The organism is Streptomyces sp. NPDC059861 (assembly GCF_042731435.1).
In the GTDB taxonomy this organism is placed as follows: Bacteria; Actinomycetota; Actinomycetes; order Streptomycetales; family Streptomycetaceae; genus Streptomyces.
The window spans coordinates 207,182-224,687 of record NZ_JBHWJQ010000008.1 but is presented as its reverse complement, the minus strand read 5'-3'; the positions used below and the strand labels follow the sequence as shown (position 1 = coordinate 224,687).

The following is a 17,506-nucleotide window of genomic DNA, read 5'->3' as shown; positions in this document are numbered from 1 at the left end:
TTCCCGCCCCCGTTGGGGGGGGGGTTAACACCCCCCCCCGCCCCCACTGGTGCGGGGGGGGCATGTTTTACCCGTCGCCCCCCCGCTTCTGTTTGTTCCTCCGTCCTCCGTGGGCTGTTTCTCACAGAGCTCCTCACCGCGCTCTCCGTCTGCGTGTGAGGAACGTCTCAGGGGGTGGCGGCGGTGCGCAGGGCATGTGCCGTGGCGGTGACGGACGACACCACCGCGAGGACCGCGCACGCCCCGGCCGTCGCGCCGAGCGCCTGCCAGGGGAGCTCCGTGGCGGTGTGGACCGACAGCAGGCCGAGGGCCGCCCACCTGCCCGTCAGCTCGAGTACGGCGACCAGGGCACCCAGGACGGCGCCGACCGCGACCACCGGCAGCGCCTCGGCGGCGGCCGGCCGCAGTACCTGCGCGCGGGTCGCCCCGGCCGGCCGCGGCGCGGCCGGCTCGCGGACTCGGTCGGAGCCACGACCATGGTGGTGGCCACGGAGATGCCGGTGTACAGCAGGGCGATGCCGACGACGAGCAGCAGGCCGAGGCGGGCCGTCCGGTCGGATCGGCGGTGAGCCGCCCGCACCCACTGGTCTCCGGTGCGGACCTGGTCGCCCGGTTCCGCCGGGCGGCCGGGTACCTGGTGACCGGCGCGGTCGTCCAGTGCCGTCACCCTGGTGGCGTTCGTCGTGCCGGCCGTCGTCGGCGGGGCGCTCGCCCTGGTCGGAGTGCCGTTGCCGGTCCTGCTCGCGCTCGCCGGGATCCCGGTGGCCGCGGTGGAGCGGCGCATGTTCCGGCTGGTCGACCTGGACCCGGCTCCCGGTCGGCATCCGTCGCCCGCGCGCGGGTCTGTGGGCCTGGCTGACGACGCGGTTCGGGGAGCGGGCGACCTGGCGCGAGCTGGGCCATGCGGTGCGGTCCGCGGGGCTGTTGTGGCCGGTGGACGTGCTGGTGTTCGGGTTCGCCCTGCTCTGCCCGGTGGCCTTGGTCGCGACTCCGCCGCTGATGGCTGGTGGCGGCTTCGATCTCGGTGGCGGCCTCGGTTCCAGCGGGGTGGAGGTGCTCAGGCTGTGGACGGTGACTACCTGGCCGGCCGCCGTCGCCTTGGCGGTCCCGGGGGTCGTACTGCTCTGCCTCGGTGCCTACGTCCTCGGCGTCGCCGCCGGTGCCCGGGGCGCGCCGGCCCGGCTGCTGGTCGCCCCGCGCGACGCCGAGTTGGGGGCGCGGGTCGTCGAACTGACGCGTTCCCGGGTGCGGTTGGTGGATGCCTTCGGGGCGGAGCGGCGGCGGATCGAGCGGGATCGGCACGACAGGGAAGGACCGTGTCGGGCAGGTCGGGGAGTTCGTGGACGCGCTCGGTGCGGTGGCGGCAGGCGGCACGGTCCTCGACCCCGTGGTGGTACGGCAGTTGCTGCGCCGGCGCCGGGAACCGCTGGAGCGGCTCACGCCTCGCGAACGGGAGGTGCTCGCGCTGGTCGCGGAGGGGAAGTCGAACGGGGCGGATCGCGCGGGAGCCGGTGGTGTCCGAGGCTGCCGTGAGCAAGCACATCGGGAGCATCCTGGCCAAGTTCGATCTGCCACCGGCGCAGGAGCCGTATCGGCGGGTGCCGGCGGTGCCGACGTATTCGCGGGCGTGAGGCCAGGCGGGTCGGGCGTCGGGTTTTCCACAGGTGGGGAGTTGTCCACAGGGTCTGACGGGATGCCTCCCGCCGGTTGTACGGTCGGCACGAGTTGATGTTCTGGCGAGTCGTGGGGGAGGCGGTCGCGGTGACCGAGGCCGGTGTGCGGGAAGCGGGTTCCGGGACGGTGCGGATTCCGCGGGTGCGGGGCTTCGCCGAGCGGTCCGCGGAGGGCGCGCGCTCGCCCAAGACGGAGGGGAAGGCCCTGCGTGAGCGAGTCCCCCGGCGCGCCCACGCCACCCTCGACGTCGACGGCGCCCGCCCCGACGCGGTGGCCGCGGTCGAGGAGTCCAACCAGGGCAGGATCCCCGGGCTCACGCCGATAAGGGTGGGCAGGATGGTGGCCACGCCGTTCGCCTTCCTGCGCGGAGCGGCGGGCCTCATGGCGTACGACCTCGCCCGCACCCCCATGACCCGCATCCGCGCCCAGATCTGCGGCGACGCGCACGCGGCGAACTTCGGTCTGTACGGCGACGCCCGCGGCGGCCTGGTCATCGACCTGAACGACTTCGACGAGACGGTGCACGGCCCCTGGGAGTGGGACCTCAAGCGGCTCGCGGCCTCGCTGGTGCTCGCGGGCCGGTCGGTGGGCGCCGACGAGGACACCTGCCGGTCGGCCGCCCACGACGCGGCCGGCGCCTACCGCCGCACCATGCGCCTGCTGGCCAAGCTCCCCGTGCTGGACGCGTGGAACGCCATCGCGGACGAGGAACTGGTCTCCCACACCGACGCCCACGATCTGCTCGGCACGCTGGAGCGGGTCTCGGAGAAGGCGCGGGCCAACACCAGCGGGCGGTTCGCGGCGCGGTCGACCGAGCCGACCGAGGAGGGCGGCCGGCGGTTCGTGGACGCGCTGCCGGTGCTGCGCCGCGTCCCGGACGCCGAGGCGGCGGCGGTCGCGGCCTCGCTGGAGGAGTATCTGACGACGCTGTCGGAGGACCGGCTGCCGCTGCTGTCCCGGCACGCGGTGCACGACGTGGCCTTCCGCATCGTCGGCACGGGCAGCGTGGGCCTGCGTTCGTACGTCGTCCTGCTGCTGGACCACCGCGGTGAGGCGCTGATCCTCCAGGTGAAGGAGGCCCGTGACTCGGCGCTGCTGCCCCATCTGCGGACGGCCGGGTTCGAGACACCGTCGGTCGAACACGAGGGCCGGCGGGTGGTCCTCGGACAGAAGCGGATGCAGGTGGTCAGCGACATCCTGCTCGGTTGGACGACCGTCCAGGGCCGCCCTTTCCAGGTCCGCCAGTTCCGCAACCGCAAGGGCAGCGTGGACCCCGCGGCGCTCTCCGTCGACCAGCTCGACGACTACGCCCGGATGACCGGCGCGCTTCTGGCCCGCGCCCACTCCCACAGCGCCGACCCGCGCCTGATCTCCGGCTACTGCGGCAAGAACGAGGAGCTGGACGAGGCGGTGGCCGCCTTCGCCGTCGCGTACGCCGACCGGACCGAGGCCGATCACTCGGCGCTCGTGGCGGCGGTCCGGGCCGGGCGGGTCGCGGCGGAGGCAGGGGTGTGAGCGGCAGGAATCGGGGATGTGAGCGGCAGTGATCGGGGGTGTGAGCGGCAGTGATCGCCGACGAGGGGCTTCCGCGCGGTGACGGGTGTTCCCATGGTTCGGAGCGGGCGGGTGAGGCCAGGGTTCCGAGAGCCGGTGGTGGCGTGGCCTACGCTGGTCGGGTGACGACCCCGGAAGCTGAGCAGGGTGGTGTCGCCGATGAGGCGCAGGCGACGCCCGAGGACGGCGCGCCCCGGCCCGAGGAGCGGCTGGAGCGGGCCGTGCGGGCGGCCGAGCAGGCGCTGATCGAGTACGAGATCGCGGTCGAGACCTTCCGGGTCGAGATCGAGAACTTCTCCCGGCTGCACCACCAGAGGCTCGGGCCGATGTACGCCCGCCTCGAAGAGCTGGACGCGCAGATAGCCGAGGCGAAGGCGGCCCGTACGGGCGACGCGGAGGACCTGCGCCGTGCGCAGGAGCTGCGGGCCCGGGTGCTGCCCATGCCCTCCGTGGAGGAGCTGTTCCACGGCTGGATGGACGGCGACGGCCTGTTCCCCGAGGCCGCCGCGATGCTCACGGACCAGCCCGTCCGGCCCCCGCAGCGGGTGCGCCCCAGCGACGAGGCCCGCCGCCTCTACCGCGAGCTGGCCCGCAAGGCCCACCCCGACCTCGCGCAGGAGGACGGCGAGCGCAAGCGGCGTGAGGAGTTCATCACCCGCGTGAACACCGCCTACGCCCGCGGTGACGAGGTGCTGCTGCGGGAGCTGGCCGACGAGTGGGCGGCAGGGCCGGTGCCCGAGGAGCGCCGTCCGAGCCCCAGCGAGGAGCTCTACGCCCGGCTGGACTGGCTCGCCCGGCGCAAGGAACTGCTCTCGGTCGTCGCCCGTGACCTGGAAGAGGGGGCCATCGGCTCCATGCTGCGGCTGGCCCCGGACGACCCGGACCGCCTGCTCGACGAGATCGCCGAGCAACTGCTCAGGGAGGTCGCGGGGCGCGAGGCGGAGCTGGCGGCGCTGATCGGCCAGTGATTCGTCAGAGGCGGTCGGTGATCGGTCGGTCGGTGATCTGTCGTGACAGGTCGGGCCAAACTGTCCTCCGCCCGTCCTCGGGAGCGCTTCGGGTAGCGTCGGGACCATGAATTTCGGAGCTGTTCCCACGGTCGGGGTCACCGACCTCAAGGACGACGACTTCCTGCTGGACGTCCGTGAGGACGAGGAGTGGCAGGCCGGCCACGCCGCAGGCGCGCTGCACCTTCCCATGAGCGAGTTCGTGGCCCGGTACGGCGAGCTGACCGAGGCCGCCCCGCAGGACGGCCGTGTCCATGTGATCTGCCGTTCCGGCGGTCGCTCGGCCCAGGTCGCGATGTACCTCAACCAGCAGGGCATCGACGCCGTGAACGTCGCCGGCGGTATGGAGGCCTGGCAGGCCACCGGGCGCCCGGTGGTCACGGACGCGGGGGAGCCGGGAGCAGTGGTCTGAGGCTGCGCGCGACAGGGACGGGGCGCCGTCGTCCGAGCGAGGGCTCGGGCGGGGGCGCCTGACGCAGGGCCCGCCCGACAGCTCGGCGGCCCTCCTCCCCGCATCGCCCCCAGCGGGCGTCAGCCGTTCCCGCTTCGTCCGGCGGCCCCGTCGTCACCCCGGCGCATGCGCCGCCAGCAGATCCCCCAGGGCCTCCTCATGCGCCGCAGCCGGTCCCAGGGACAGTTCGAGGTGCTTGGCCCAGGCGTGGTACCGGTGCAGCGGGTAGTCGACGTCAGCCCCGAAGCCCCCGTGCAGATGCTGAGCCGTCTGCACCACCCGCCGTACCCCCTCCGCCGCCCAGATCTTGGCGACGGCCACGTCCCCGGCGGCCGGCAACGCCCCCGGCGCTCCCGAGCTGATCCGCCACGCCGCCTGCCAGAGCGTGGCCTCCATCGCCTGCAGGTCGATGTAGCGGTCGGCGGCCTGCACGGCGACGGCCTGGAACGTCGCGACCGGGTGCCCGAACTGCTCCCGCTTCCCGGTGTACTCGGCGGTCATCCGCAGCACCCGCTCTCCGAGCCCCAGCGCCAGCGCACAGGTCCCGGTGGCCAGCAGCTCCCGCAGGCGTTCCCAGGCGCCCTCGGCCTCGATGAGGTACCGCTCCGGCACCCGCGCCGACTCCAGCCGAAGCTCCCCGAGCCGCTCCCCGGTCGTCGCGAACTGCTCGGCCGGCTCGGCCCCTTCGTGTCCCCGGGGGACGAGGGCGAGGACGGTGCGGTCGGCGTCGGTGTGCGCCGGTACGACGGTGAAGTCGGCGTCGTACGCCCACGGCACCGCGGTCTGCACCCCGTCCAGGACCCAGCCGTCCCCGTCCCGCCGAGCGGTCACCGCCCGTTCGGCGGGATCGTGACCGCCGGTACGCCCCTGTGCGGCGACGGTCAGCACGACCTCCCCCCGCCCGGCCCGTTCGAGCACCGCGGACTTCAACTCCGGGCCGCCGTGAGCCTGTACGGTCGCCAGTGCCGCGCTGCTCTCCAGCAGCGGCACCCGCGCCAGCACCTTCCCCGCCTCGCGCAGCACCAGGCACAGCGCGATGGCGTCGAGGCCCGCCCCGCCGTGATCCGGGTCGAGCAGCAGGCCCAGCAGATCCGCGTCGGCGAGCCTGCCCCACAGCGCGCGGTCGAAGTCGTCGGCCACGGCGCCCCTGGTCAGCGTGGGGCTCGGCACCGCGTCCGGCGCGACGTCGGCGAACACGCCCCGCGCCGCCTCGGCCGCCGCCTGCTGTACCTCGGTGAAGGTGAAGTCCACGGTCCTGTCCTTCCGGCGGCTCCGGCTGTCTGACGGAGCGTCAAGATAGAACAGGTTCTAGAAGAAGGGAATGGGCGGCGCGGGCGCCCGGGGACGGTTACCGGTCGAAGTCCAGCTCCACCTTCTCCGTCACCGGATGCGACTGGCAGGCCAGCACGTATCCCGCCTCCGTCTCTTCCCGCTCCAGCGCGAAGTTGCGGTCCATGCTGACCTCCCCGGAGACCAGGAAGGCCCGGCATGTGCCGCACACGCCGCCCTTGCAGGCGTAGGGGGCGTCGGAACGGTTGCGCAGCACCGCCTCCAGCAGCGACTCACCGGTCCGGACCGGCCAGGTCCCTGCCCGGCCGTCGAGCCGCGCGGTCACCGTGCTGTGCGCGGGCGCGGTCGCGGGGGCGGCGGCCGGAGCGGTGTCCATATGGAAGATCTCCTCGTGGATGCGGCCGCGCGGCACGTCGAGTCCGCGCAGCGCCCGCTCGGCCTCCTGCACCAGCCCGAACGGCCCGCACAGGAACCACCCCGCCACATCGGCCACGGGCAGCAGCGCCGGCAGCAGCCCCGAGAGCCGCTCGTGGTCGAGCCGTCCGGTCGGCAGTCCCGCCTGCTGCTCCTCCCGGGAGAGCACCGTCACCAGCTGGAACCGCTCGGGGAAGCGGTCCTTGAGGTCCGCGACCTCCTCCAGGAACATCGTCGAGGCCGCCGTACGGTCGCTGCGCACCAGGCAGAAACGGGCCTCCGGCTCGCGCGCCAGCAGCGTCGTCGCGATCGACAGCACCGGTGTGATGCCACTGCCGCCGACGATCGCGGCGTACAGCCCGGGCGCGGGGTCGAGGGTGAAGCGGCCGGCCGGCGTCATCACCTCCAGCTCGTCGCCGATGTTGATCTCCTTCAGCGCGTACGTGGAGAAGGCCCCGCCCTCCACCAGCCGCACGCCCACCCGCAGGGAGTGCGGTCCCGCGCCGTCCTGCGGTGCCGGGGAGCAGATCGAGTACGTCCGCCGGATGTCGACGCCGTCGACCGTGCGCCGCAGGGCGATGTGCTGCCCGGGCGCGTGACGGAACTCCTCGCGCAACTCCCTGGGTACCGCGAGCGTGACGGCGACGGCGTCGTCGGTGAGCCGGTCGACCGCGGTCACCGGGAGTGTGTGGAAGCGGGCCATCACAACTCCTTGAAGTGGTCGAACGGTTCACGGCAGGACAGGCAGCGGCGCAGCGCCTTGCATGCCGTGGAGGAGAAGCGGCTCAGCAGCTCGGTGTCGGCACAGCCGCAGTGCGGGCAGCGGACCGGCTCGGTCTCGTCGGCCGCGGCGGTGAGCGTGCGCACCGGGCCCAGCTCCAGCGGCACCGGTCCGGACTGCGCACGCACGCGCGGCGGCGCGATGCCGAACTCCCGCAGCTTGCGGCGCCCTTCGGGCGTGATGTCGTCCGTCGACCAGGCCGGCGAGAGCACCGTGCGCACGGTGACGTCCCGTACGCCGTGCTCGTGCAGCGCGCGCTCGATGTCGAGGGACATGGCCTCGACGGCGGGGCAGCCGGTGTACGTCGGGGTCAGCTCGACCTCGACCGCGTCCTCGCCGCGCAGGTGTACCGCGCGCAGGACACCCAGTTCCCGCAGGGTGAGGACGGGCAGCTCGGGGTCGGGCACCGAGCCGGCGATCGCGATGAGCTCCTCCTCCAGGGCGGTGGTGGTCACCATGACGCCCCCGGGTGGCTGCGGTGCAGGTGCTGCATCTCGGCGAGCATCCGCCCGAACGACTCGGTGTGCAGGCCCTGCCGGCCCGCGCCGGCGCTCCACGCGCCCGTCTGCGGTCCCTCCGGGACCGTGAGGGTGGCACGGCGCAGGACCTCGCCGACGGATTCCTGCCAGGCCGCCCTGAGCCGCTCGCCGTCGACGTCCAGGCCCTCCACGGGCTGGAACATCTCGCCGGTGAACCGCCACAGCGCCTCGCAGGCCCGGCGCAGGCGCTCATGGCTCTCGTCCGTGCCGTCGCCGAGCCGCAGGGTCCACTGCTGGGCGTGGTCGCGGTGGTAGGCGACCTCCTTGACGGCCTTCGCGGCGAGCGGGGCGAAGGGGCCGTCGCCGGTGGCCAGTTCGCCGTACAGCAGGTGCTGGTAGGTCGAGAAGTACAGCTGGCGGGCGATGGTGTGGGCGAAGTCGCCGTTCGGCTGCTCCACCAGTTGGAGGTTGCGGAAGGCGCGCTCCTCGCGCAGGTACGCCAGCTCGTCCTCGTCGCCGGCCAGCGACAGCAGCACGCGGGCCTGGCCGAGCAGGTCCAGCGCGATGTTGGCGAGGGCGACCTCCTCCTCCAGGACGGGGGCGTGGCCGGCCCACTCCCCCAGGCGGTGGGAGAGCACCAGGGCGTCGTCGCCCAGGGCGAGGGCGGCCGTCGTGGGAATCGTGGTCGTCACAGGTGCCGCACCCCCTCGGGGATCTCGTAGAAGGTGGGGTGGCGGTAGGGCTTGTCGGCGGCCGGCTCGAAGAACGGGTCCTTCTCGTCGGGGGAGGACGCCGTGACGGCGGAGGAGGGCACGACCCAGATGGAGACGCCCTCGCCGCGCCGGGTGTACAGGTCGCGCGCGTTGCGCAGGGCGAATTCCGCGTCCGGGGCGTGCAGGCTGCCGGCGTGGGTGTGGGACAGGCCTCGGCGCGAGCGCACGAAGACCTCCCACAGGGGCCAGTCGGTGTTCGTCATGCGCGCGTTGCTCCTGTCTCGCTGTGCTTGACCGCGTAGGCCGCGGCCGCCTCCCGTACCCAGGCGCCCTCTTCGTGGGCCTGCCTGCGCTGTGTGATGCGCTGGTCGTTGCACGGGCCGTTGCCCTTGAGGACGTCCCGGAACTCCGCCCAGTCGATCGCCCCGAAGTCGTGGTGCCCCCGCTCCTCGTTCCAGCGCAGGTCCGGGTCGGGGAGGGAGAGACCGAGGGACTCGGCCTGGGGGACGCAGATGTCGACGAAGCGCTGGCGGAGCTCGTCGTTCGAATGACGCTTGATCTTCCAGGCCATGGACTGCGCCGAGTGCTGCGACTCGTCGTCGGGCGGGCCGAACATCATCAGGGAGGGCCACCACCAGCGGTCCACCGCGTCCTGCGCCATCGCGTGCTGCTCGGGGGTGCCCTTGCTGAGGGCGAGCAGCAGCTCGTACCCCTGGCGCTGGTGGAAGGACTCCTCCTTGCAGATACGGACCATCGCGCGCGCGTATGGGCCGTAGGAGCAGCGGCACAGCGGCACCTGGTTGGTGATCGCGGCGCCGTCCACCAGCCAGCCGATCGCGCCGACGTCCGCCCAGGTGAGCGTCGGGTAGTTGAAGATCGAGGAGTACTTCTGGCGGCCGCTGTGCAGCTTGTCGAGCAGTTCGTCGCGGCTGGTGCCGAGGGTCTCCGCCGCGCTGTACAGATACAGCCCGTGGCCGGCCTCGTCCTGGACCTTGGCCATCAGGATGGCCTTGCGGCGCAGCGAGGGCGCGCGGGTGATCCAGTTGGCCTCCGGCTGCATGCCGATGATCTCGGAGTGCGCGTGCTGGGCGATCTGCCGGACCAGCGTCGCCCGGTAGGCGTCGGGCATCCAGTCGCGCGGCTCGATGCGCTCCTCGGCGGCCACGGCGGCGTCGAAGGCGTGCTCGTACCCCGCGGTGGCTGCGGTGCCGTCCCCGTCGCCGTACGGCGCTGTGTGGTCCGTCTTCTGCGCGGCTGCTGTCGCCATGTGGCCCCCTCGACCTTTGGGTCCGTCGGAGCATGCTCCCGACCGATCGTTCGGTTCGTGCGATTCCATCGTCGGACGGGCGCCGTAAGGTGTCAACCGCTGTGGAAAACCCGTCGGCGCGGCTGTGGACGAGCTGATCGAAGGGGCTGTGCCCGGTGGGTCGGCCTGAGTAGCGTTCGCGTGCGAGGGAGCTGCCGGTGGCGGAGAAGGACCGGGGCAGGAACGGAATCGGGGCGGAATGGACGCGCAGGGCGCGAAGGACACGTACGACAGGGGTGCCGGCGTTCCGCACGCGCGGGGCGGGCCGGGCGCACCCCTCGACGTGCGCGCGCCCCTGCCGGAACCCCGCACCGGAGTCGCCGCCCTCTCCCCGCGCCACCAGGTCGGCGTCGCGCTGGCCCTGGCCGTCGTCGCGATCGCCGTCTCTGTGCACATGGGGATGGTCTTTCTGCACGTCGCCCCGTCGAACACGGTCACCAAGCAGCACAGCGAGACGATCGACGACTGGATCTACCCGGAGTTCGAACAGAACTGGAAACTGTTCGCACCGAACCCGCTTCAGCAGAACATAGCCGTGCAGGTCCGGGCCCAGGTCCGAACGGGTGACGGCAGCAGCCGCGTCACCGGCTGGTACGACCTGTCCGCACAGGACGGCGAGGCCATCGACGGCAATCCGCTGCCGAGCCACACCCAGCAGAACGAGCTGCGCCGCGCCTGGGACTTCTTCACCGCCACGCACGACGGCAGCAACCGCCCGTCGGGCCTGCGCGGGGCGCTGAGCGAGACCTACCTGCGCCGGATCGTGGTGCTGCGCCTGGATCGCGTGGACGCGGCCGGGCCGGGCGGTGCCGTCGAGCGGGTCCAGATCCGCTCGCGGACCACCAGCGTCCGCCCGCCCGACTGGAGCGAGGAGCAGATCTCGCTCAAGCCGGTGTACCGGGAGCTGCCCTGGTGGTCGGTGCCGGACGACGAGGCCGCGGGAGGCGACCGGTGAGCCGCTTCGCCCTGGCTGTCTCCCGTGGCATCGCCCGGGTGACCGAGTCCCCCCTCGGCCCGTACCAGACCGCCGTGATCCGGATCGGCTTCGCCGCGACCTGGCTGCTGTTCCTGCTGCGGGAGATCCCGCACCGGCAGGAGCTGTACGGCCCCGACGGCCCGTGGGGCTGGGATCTCGCCGAGCAGCTGGTCGGCGCGAACGGCGCCTTCACCGCCCTGATGTGGTCCGACGGCCGGCTCTGGTTCGAGACGGTCTACGCGCTCGGCGTGCTCTCCAGCCTGCTGCTGATGCTGGGCTGGCGTACCCGCACCATGTCCGTGCTCTTCATGGTCGGTGTGCTCTCGCTGCAGAACCGCAGCGTCTTCATGGGCGACGGCGGCGACAACGTCCTGCACCTGATGTGCATCTACCTGGTGTTCACGCGCTGCGGCCAGGTCTGGTCGCTGGACGCCCGCCGCGCCCGGCGCACCCGCGAGGCACACGCGCGCGGGGAGCGGGTCACCGACCGGACCGGCCCGCTGCTGTGGAGCGTGCTCGGGCTGGTGCTGGTCGGTGTGACCGCACTGGGCCGGCTGGACGGCGACTGGACGGTCCCGGCGCTGCTGTGGGGCGTGTGGGTGGCGCAGGCCCTGTGGTGGCTCGTCGGCCGCCTCACCCGCACCGGCGAGCCGCGGATCATGCTCGACGTGATCGCCGACATCCTGCACAACGGCGCGCTGTTCGTGATCATGGCCGAGGCCTGTCTGATCTACGCCACGGCCGGCTGGTACAAGATCCAGGGCTCCCGCTGGCAGGACGGCACCGCCGTCTACTACCCGCTGCACCTGGAGTACTTCTCCCCCTGGCCCGCCCTCGCCGACCTGATGTCCACCAGCGGCACCGTCGTCATGCTCGTGACGTACGGGACCGTGATCGTGCAGGTCGCCTTCCCGTTCACGCTGCTCCACCGCCGGGTCAAGAACGTCCTGCTGGCCGTCATGATCGTCGAGCACGCCGTGATCGCCGTGGTGCTCGGGCTGCCGTTCTTCTCGCTGGCGATGATCGCGGCGGACGCGGTCTTCCTGCCGACGTCGTTCCTGCGCCGACTGGGCCACTGGAGCGCACGCGCGCGTGGGCGCCTGTTGCGGCACCCTCTCCCCAAGGTGCCCGCGCAGCGGACGCCGGACGCCGCCGAGCGCCACGGGGACGCCGAGCAGACCCACGTAGGCTTCAGGGCATGAACGACCCCGCGGACAGGGGCACCAGTGGCTCCGCGGCGCAGCCGGTGAGCGCCTGGCACCGTCTCGCCGGGACCTGCGTGCTGCTCGACGGCTTCCACGCGCTCAAGCACGCCCTGCGCTTCGGCGCCGAGGTGCCCCTCGCGGTCACCGTCGACCGCGAGGCGACGCTCGCCCTCGCCGGCGAGCTCGCTCCCGACGTACGGCAGCCGCTGGCGGCGTTGCTCACCGAGGTCCCGGAGCCGGTGTACGCCTCCCTGGTGCCGCGCCCGCATCCCACCGCCGTGGCCGCCCTCGCCGTACGCCCGCCTCGCGAGGGCAATCTGCGGGCGCTGGCCCGCACGCCCCGCAGCACCCCCGTCGTGGTCCTCGACCAGCCGCGCAACCTCGGCAACGCCGGGGCCGTGATCCGGCTCGCGGCCGGCTTCGGGGCGACCGGCGTGGTCACGACGGGCACGCTCGACCCCTGGCATCCCACGGTCGTCCGCGGCGGCGCCGGGCTGCACTTCGCGACCGCCGTGGAGCGGCTGGGCGTCGGGGAACTGCCGCCGGGGCCGCTGTTCGCCCTGGACCCGGAGGGCGACGACATCCGCGGCCTGATGCTGCCGGACGACGCCCTGCTCGCCTTCGGGTCGGAGCGCAGCGGCCTGTCGGCGGACGTACGCGCGCGTGCCGACCATCTGGTGGCCCTGCCGATGCGCCCCCAGGTCTCCAGCTACAACCTCGCGACCAGCGTGGCCATGACGCTGTACCACTGGAGTGCCACCGGGGGCGCGGCGGTCTGAGAGGTCACGCCTCCCGGCGCACCTCCACCACCCGGAACCGGTTCGCCACGAACGCCCCGTCGGTCAGGGCCGAGTTGGCCGCCGGGTTGCCGCCCGAGCCGTGGAAGTCGGAGAAGGCGGCGGTCTGGTTGACGTACACCCCGCCCGTCAGGTTCAGCGAGAGCTGCGCGGCCTCCTCCAGGCAGGCCTCCTCGATCGCCCGCTCGACGTCCTCGTCGGTCGTGTAGGCGCCGACCGTCATGGCGCCCTTCTCCCGGACCGTCCGGCGCAGCAACTCGACCGCGTCGGCCGCGGAGTCGACGGCGACGGCGAAGGCGACCGGGCCGAAGCACTCGCTCATGTAGGCGGCCTCGTCGTCCGGCTTGGCACCGTCCAGCTTCACGATGACGGGCGAGCGGACCACCGCGCCCGGGAACTCGGGGTTGTTGATCTCCCGGGAGGCGAGAGCGACCTCGCCGAGGCCGGCCGCGGCCTCCAGGCGCGCCTTCACGTCCGGGTTGACGATGGCGCCGAGCAACGCGTTCGCGCGCGCGTCGTCGCCGAGCAGGCCGTCGACCGCCTTGGCGAGGTCGGCGGTCACCTCGTCGAAGGACTTGGGCCCCTGGTCGGTGCGGATGCCGTCGCGGGGGATCAGCAGGTTCTGCGGGGTCGTGCACATCTGGCCGCTGTAGAGCGACAGCGAGAACGCCAGGTTGGACAGCATCCCCTTGTAGTCGCCGGCGGACTCCACGATCACCGTGTTGACGCCGGCCTTCTCCGTGTAGACCTGCGCCTGACGGGCGTTGGCCTCCAGCCAGTCGCCGAACGCCGTCGAGCCGGTGTAGTCGATGATCCGGATCTCGGGGCGGACGGCGAGCGTCTTGGCGATGCCCTCGCCGGGGGACTCCGCGGCCAGCGCGACCAGGTTGGGGTCGAAGCCGGCCTCGTCGAGCACCTGGCGCGCGACCTGCACGGTGAGCGCGAGCGGCAGCACCGCGCGCGGGTGGGGCTTCACCAGGACCGCGTTGCCGGTGGCCAGCGAGGCGAACAGGCCCGGGTAGCCGTTCCACGTCGGGAAGGTGTTGCAGCCGATCATGAGGGCGATCCCGCGCGGGACCGCCGTGAAGCGCTTGGTCAGCGCGAGCGGGTCACGCTTGCCCTGCGGCTTGGTCCACTCCGCGGCGTCGGGGGTGCGGACCTGCTCCACGTACGCGTACGCCACCGCCTCCAGGCCGCGGTCCTGCGCGTGCGGGCCGCCTGCCTGGAACGCCATCATGAAGGCCTGGCCGGAGGTGTGCATGACCGCGTGCGCGAACTCGTGCGTCCGGTCGCTGATCCGCTTGAGGATCTCCAGGCAGACCATGGCCCGGGCTTCCGGCCCCGCGTCGCGCCAGGCGCGCTGCCCGGCCCGCATGGCGGGCAGCAGCACGTCGATGTCCGCGTGCGGGTAGCTGACGCCCAACTCGATGCCGTACGGCGAGGCTTCGCCGTCCACCCAGCCGTCCGTGCCCGGCTGGCCGAGGTCGAGACGGGTGCCGAGCAGGGCGTCGAAGGCGGCCTTGCCCGCCGCCGCGTCCAGGCTGCCGTTCTCCCCGTAGGCCTTCGGGTGCTCGGGGTGCGGGGACCAGTACGCGCGCGTGCGAATCGCTTCCAGCGCCTGGTCGAGGGTGGGCCGGTGCTGGGCGATCAGCTCGTGGGCGGTGAGTTCGGCGGCCATGCGGGACCAACTCCTCGTCTTGTGAGCTCTTCGTCGAGCTCATGACCTGGGCAGAAACATGGGCAGGATCGGGCGGTCAGAGTTAGAGTAACCGAACGATCGGTCGGTTCAAGGGGGTCCGCCGCATCTGTGGAAAACCCCGTGCGGGAGGATCGCGTTCATGACAGCACTCGACCTCAGCAGCCCCGTGGCCGTCGTCGGCAGCGGCACCATGGGCCAGGGCATCGCCCAGGTGGCGCTGGTCGCGGGCCACCCCGTACGCCTGTACGACGCCGTCCCCGGGCGCGCCCGCGAAGCCGCCGCCGCGATCGGTGCCCGGCTCGACCGGCTCGTCGAGAAGGAACGGCTGAGCGGCGCCGACCGGGACGCCGCACGCGCCCGCCTGCTGCCGGCCGAGAGCCTCGCCGAGCTCGCCGACGCCACCCTCGTCGTCGAGGCCGTCCTGGAGCGGCTGGACGTCAAACAGCATCTGCTGCGCGAGCTGGAGGACGTGGTCGCCGAGGATTGTCTGCTCGCCACCAACACGTCGTCCCTGTCGGTGACCGCCATCGGCGGCGGTCTGCGCACCCCCGGCCGCTTCGTCGGCCTGCACTTCTTCAACCCGGCCCCGCTGCTGCCGCTGGTCGAGGTGGTCTCCGGCTTCGCCACCGACGTCACCTCGGCCACGCGCGCGTACGAGACGGCCCGCGCCTGGGGCAAGACGCCGGTGGCCTGCGCCGACACCCCCGGTTTCATCGTCAACCGCATCGCGCGGCCCTTCTACGCCGAGAGCTTCGCCGTCCACGAGGCCCACGGCGCCGACCCCGCCACCATCGACGCCGTGCTGCGCGAGTGCGGCGGCTTCCGGATGGGCGCCTTCGAGCTGACCGACCTCATCGGGCAGGACGTCAACGAGTCCGTGACGCAGTCCGTGTGGCAGTCCTTCTTCCACGACGTGCGCTTCACGCCGTCGCTCGCCCAGCGCCGCCTGGTCGAGTCCGGCCGGCTCGGCCGCAAGTCCGGACAAGGCTGGTACGACTACCGGGAGGGCGCCGAGCGCGCCGCACCGCACACCGCCGAGAGCGCCCGGCCGCCCGCCCATGTCGTCGCGGAGGGCGACCTGGGTCCCGCGTCCGAGCTGCTCACGCTGATCCGTGAGGCGGGCATCCTGGTCCGCGAGGAGGAAGAGGACCACGGCACCCGGTTCGTGCTGCCCAGTGGCGGCCAGCTGGTCCTCGCCGACGGCCAGACCTCGGTGGAGTTCCGGGACGTCGTCTACTTCGACCTCGCTCTGGACTACCGCCGGGCCACCCGCGTGGCCCTGTCCGCCTCCCAGGACACCTCCCCGCAGACGCTCGCCGAGGCCACCGGCCTGTTCCAGGCGCTGGGCAAGAAGGTCAGCGTCATCGGCGACGTCCCCGGCATGATCGTCGCCCGCACGGTCGCGCGGATCGTCGACCTCGCGTACGACGCGGTCGCCAAGGGCGTCGCCACCGAGGAGGACATCGACACCGCGATGCGCCTGGGCGTCAACTACCCGCTCGGCCCCTTCGAATGGAGCCGCCGCCTCGACCCCGAATGGGCGTACGACCTCCTCAACGAGGTGCACCTGCGCGACCCCTCCGGGCGCTACGCGCCCTCCCTCGCGCTCTACCGCCACTCGTACGCCTCCGGCAAGCGGGAGGACAGCACGTCATGACCACCGCCAAGCGGGACACCTACACCCCGGAGACCCTGCTGTCGGTCGCCGTCCGGGTCTTCAACGAGCGCGGCTACGACGGCACCTCCATGGAGCACCTCTCCAAGGCGGCCGGCATCTCCAAGTCGTCGATCTACCACCACGTCACGGGCAAGGAGGAGCTGCTGCGCAGGGCCGTGAGCCGGGCGCTGGACGGGCTCTTCGGGATCCTCGACGAGGAGCACGCGCGCGGGGGCCCCGCATCCGCGCGGCTGGAGTACGTCGTCCGGCGCATGGTCGAGGTGCTCATCGCCGAGCTGCCGTACGTGACGCTGCTGCTGCGGGTGCGCGGCAACACGGGGACCGAGCGGTGGGCGCTGGAGCGGCGCCGCGACTTCGACCACCGGGTCGCCGAGCTGCTGAAGGCGGCCGCCGCGGAAGGTGACGTGCGCGGCGACGTGGAGGTGCGGCTGGCCACCCGGCTGGTCTTCGGCATGATCAACTCGATTGTCGAGTGGTACCGGCCCGACGGGCGCGGCATGGGGGAGCGCGAAGTGGCCGAGGCGGTCACGCAGTTGGTGTTCGAGGGACTGCGCCGGGCGCGCTGAGCGCCGCCTTGGCGTGAGCACGCGCGCGGGGAGGGGATGAGCACGCCTCCCGATGTCCGGGCCGGACCGTGGTGGTGGCCTGGGACACATGCCCGACAACGAACTGACGTCCCCCTCCACCGCCCACCGGACATGGTGGAGGGCGCCCCTGGTGGCCGGCATGGCGGTGGCGTCCGGCTGACGAACACCGCGCCCCGGTCCGCCGCACCTCGGTCGGCCGCACCTCGGTCGGCCGCACCTCGGTCCGCCGCACCCGGGCGGCTCAGCCCTGCGGTTCCAGGTCCTCCTCCTCGAACACCAGCAGTGTGCGCGTGCTGAGGACCTCGGGAATCGCCTGGAGCCGGGTCAGCACGACCTCGCGCAGCGCCCGGTTGTCGGGCGTGTGGACCAGGAGCAGCACATCGAAATCGCCCCCGACGAGGGCGATGTGCGAGGCGCCGGGCAGCTGTCTGAGCTTCTCGCGCACCGTGCGCCAGGAGTTCTGGACGATCTTCAGGGTGATGTACGCCGAGGTGCCGTGCCCCGCGCGCTCGTGGTTGACGCGGGCTCCGAAGCCGCGGATGACGCCGTCCTCGACGAGCCGGTTGATCCGCGCGTAGGCGTTGGCCCGCGAGACATGGACCCGCTCGGCCACGGAGCGTATCGACGCGCGGCCGTCCGCCTGGAGCATCCGCAGGATGTCCTCGTCGATCGCGTCGAGGGGACGCGCGGGCGGCAGGGCGGTGCCGGCCTCCGGCCCTTCGGCCATTTGTTCAGATGCCATGTCCCCCCACCTCTCTACCATGGACGTAATGCGTCCATCTCAGGTTGTGGAGAACCGTTTGTCCACAGCCCTGGGGGGCCTGTAGCCAAAATGTGCCGTCGACCGAACAATCGGTAGGTGAGGCGCATCACAGACGCGCGCCTCCCCGAAGCC

Annotated in this window: 17 protein-coding genes and 3 pseudogenes; 11 read left to right on the top strand and 9 right to left on the bottom strand. The window is 72.6% G+C overall.

Going from position 1 to position 17,506, the window contains the following annotated elements:
- Positions 1 to 167: 167 nt before the first annotated feature.
- Complete coding sequence (locus ACFV6X_RS10345; RefSeq protein WP_385380451.1) at positions 168 to 377, bottom strand: hypothetical protein; 210 nt, start codon at positions 375 to 377, stop codon at positions 168 to 170.
- Between the two features lie 294 nt (positions 378 to 671).
- Between ACFV6X_RS10345 and ACFV6X_RS10340 the strand changes: the two are divergent.
- The 6 genes and pseudogenes from ACFV6X_RS10340 to ACFV6X_RS10315 form a co-directional block, all read left to right on the top strand.
- Positions 672 to 788: pseudogene (locus ACFV6X_RS10340) on the top strand (hypothetical protein); the annotation flags it as partial.
- A 118-nt stretch (positions 789 to 906) separates the two neighbouring features.
- Positions 907 to 1,128, top strand: a pseudogene (locus ACFV6X_RS10335) (hypothetical protein); the annotation flags it as partial.
- A gap of 169 nt (positions 1,129 to 1,297) precedes the next feature.
- Positions 1,298 to 1,631 (top strand): annotated as a pseudogene (locus ACFV6X_RS10330) (response regulator transcription factor); the annotation flags it as partial.
- 97 nt (positions 1,632 to 1,728) lie between these two features.
- The gene (locus ACFV6X_RS10325; RefSeq protein WP_385380448.1) at positions 1,729 to 3,189 is read left to right on the top strand and encodes a DUF2252 domain-containing protein; all 1,461 of its coding nucleotides are present in this window, start codon (positions 1,729 to 1,731) and stop codon (positions 3,187 to 3,189) included.
- A 161-nt stretch (positions 3,190 to 3,350) separates the two neighbouring features.
- Entirely contained in the window at positions 3,351 to 4,196 is an 846-nt protein-coding gene (locus ACFV6X_RS10320) for a hypothetical protein (RefSeq protein WP_385380445.1), read from the top strand.
- 106 nt (positions 4,197 to 4,302) lie between these two features.
- Positions 4,303 to 4,647 (top strand): rhodanese-like domain-containing protein, encoded by a 345-nt coding sequence (locus ACFV6X_RS10315; protein ID WP_365454735.1) that lies wholly within the window; start codon positions 4,303 to 4,305, stop codon positions 4,645 to 4,647.
- 153 nt (positions 4,648 to 4,800) lie between these two features.
- On the opposite strand, the gene ACFV6X_RS10310 is transcribed toward ACFV6X_RS10315, so the two are convergent.
- From ACFV6X_RS10310 to paaA, 6 genes are all read right to left on the bottom strand, one after another.
- Positions 4,801 to 5,937, bottom strand: coding sequence for an acyl-CoA dehydrogenase family protein (locus tag ACFV6X_RS10310; RefSeq protein ID WP_385380441.1), 1,137 nt, complete (start codon positions 5,935 to 5,937; stop codon positions 4,801 to 4,803).
- A 97-nt stretch (positions 5,938 to 6,034) separates the two neighbouring features.
- Complete coding sequence (locus ACFV6X_RS10305) at positions 6,035 to 7,093, bottom strand: 2Fe-2S iron-sulfur cluster-binding protein (RefSeq protein WP_385380438.1); 1,059 nt, start codon at positions 7,091 to 7,093, stop codon at positions 6,035 to 6,037.
- Positions 7,093 to 7,629, bottom strand: a complete 537-nt coding sequence (paaD, locus tag ACFV6X_RS10300; protein ID WP_385380435.1) for a 1,2-phenylacetyl-CoA epoxidase subunit PaaD — start codon at positions 7,627 to 7,629, stop codon at positions 7,093 to 7,095. The genes ACFV6X_RS10305 and paaD overlap by 1 nt, the downstream gene beginning before the upstream one ends.
- Complete coding sequence (paaC, locus tag ACFV6X_RS10295; protein ID WP_385380432.1) at positions 7,623 to 8,342, bottom strand: 1,2-phenylacetyl-CoA epoxidase subunit PaaC; 720 nt, start codon at positions 8,340 to 8,342, stop codon at positions 7,623 to 7,625. The genes paaD and paaC overlap by 7 nt, the downstream gene beginning before the upstream one ends.
- Positions 8,339 to 8,626: a 1,2-phenylacetyl-CoA epoxidase subunit PaaB gene (gene paaB / locus ACFV6X_RS10290; protein ID WP_385380429.1), complete on the bottom strand. Its 288-nt coding sequence runs from the start codon at positions 8,624 to 8,626 to the stop codon at positions 8,339 to 8,341. The genes paaC and paaB overlap by 4 nt, the downstream gene beginning before the upstream one ends.
- A complete protein-coding gene (paaA, locus tag ACFV6X_RS10285) occupies positions 8,623 to 9,630 on the bottom strand; it encodes a 1,2-phenylacetyl-CoA epoxidase subunit PaaA (protein ID WP_385380426.1) in 1,008 nt (335 codons plus the stop codon). Before paaA ends, paaB begins: the two co-directional genes overlap by 4 nt.
- Positions 9,631 to 9,868: 238 nt before the next feature.
- Between paaA and ACFV6X_RS10280 the strand changes: the two genes are divergently transcribed.
- Genes ACFV6X_RS10280 through ACFV6X_RS10270 form a run of 3 tightly spaced genes read left to right on the top strand, consistent with a single transcriptional unit; the run spans position 9,869 to position 12,629 of the window.
- The gene (locus ACFV6X_RS10280) at positions 9,869 to 10,624 is read left to right on the top strand and encodes a DUF5819 family protein (RefSeq protein WP_385380423.1); all 756 of its coding nucleotides are present in this window, start codon (positions 9,869 to 9,871) and stop codon (positions 10,622 to 10,624) included.
- Positions 10,621 to 11,847, top strand: a complete 1,227-nt coding sequence (locus ACFV6X_RS10275) for an HTTM domain-containing protein (protein ID WP_385380420.1) — start codon at positions 10,621 to 10,623, stop codon at positions 11,845 to 11,847. The genes ACFV6X_RS10280 and ACFV6X_RS10275 overlap by 4 nt, the downstream gene beginning before the upstream one ends.
- Positions 11,844 to 12,629: a TrmH family RNA methyltransferase gene (locus ACFV6X_RS10270; RefSeq protein ID WP_385380417.1), complete on the top strand. Its 786-nt coding sequence runs from the start codon at positions 11,844 to 11,846 to the stop codon at positions 12,627 to 12,629. Before ACFV6X_RS10275 ends, ACFV6X_RS10270 begins: the two co-directional genes overlap by 4 nt.
- A gap of 4 nt (positions 12,630 to 12,633) precedes the next feature.
- On the opposite strand, the gene paaN is transcribed toward ACFV6X_RS10270, so the two are convergent.
- Positions 12,634 to 14,325, bottom strand: a complete 1,692-nt coding sequence (gene paaN, locus ACFV6X_RS10265) for a phenylacetic acid degradation protein PaaN (RefSeq protein WP_385380414.1) — start codon at positions 14,323 to 14,325, stop codon at positions 12,634 to 12,636.
- A gap of 160 nt (positions 14,326 to 14,485) precedes the next feature.
- On the opposite strand from paaN, the gene ACFV6X_RS10260 reads away from it, so the two are divergent.
- Both ACFV6X_RS10260 and ACFV6X_RS10255 read left to right on the top strand, forming a co-directional pair.
- Positions 14,486 to 16,003: a 3-hydroxyacyl-CoA dehydrogenase gene (locus tag ACFV6X_RS10260; protein WP_385380411.1), complete on the top strand. Its 1,518-nt coding sequence runs from the start codon at positions 14,486 to 14,488 to the stop codon at positions 16,001 to 16,003.
- Complete coding sequence (locus tag ACFV6X_RS10255) at positions 16,000 to 16,590, top strand: TetR/AcrR family transcriptional regulator (protein ID WP_385380409.1); 591 nt, start codon at positions 16,000 to 16,002, stop codon at positions 16,588 to 16,590. Before ACFV6X_RS10260 ends, ACFV6X_RS10255 begins: the two co-directional genes overlap by 4 nt.
- Positions 16,591 to 16,852: 262 nt before the next feature.
- Here ACFV6X_RS10255 and ACFV6X_RS10250 read toward each other — a convergent pair whose 3' ends face one another.
- The gene (locus ACFV6X_RS10250) at positions 16,853 to 17,353 is read right to left on the bottom strand and encodes an Lrp/AsnC family transcriptional regulator (RefSeq protein ID WP_385380406.1); all 501 of its coding nucleotides are present in this window, start codon (positions 17,351 to 17,353) and stop codon (positions 16,853 to 16,855) included.
- Positions 17,354 to 17,506 lie beyond the last annotated feature (153 nt).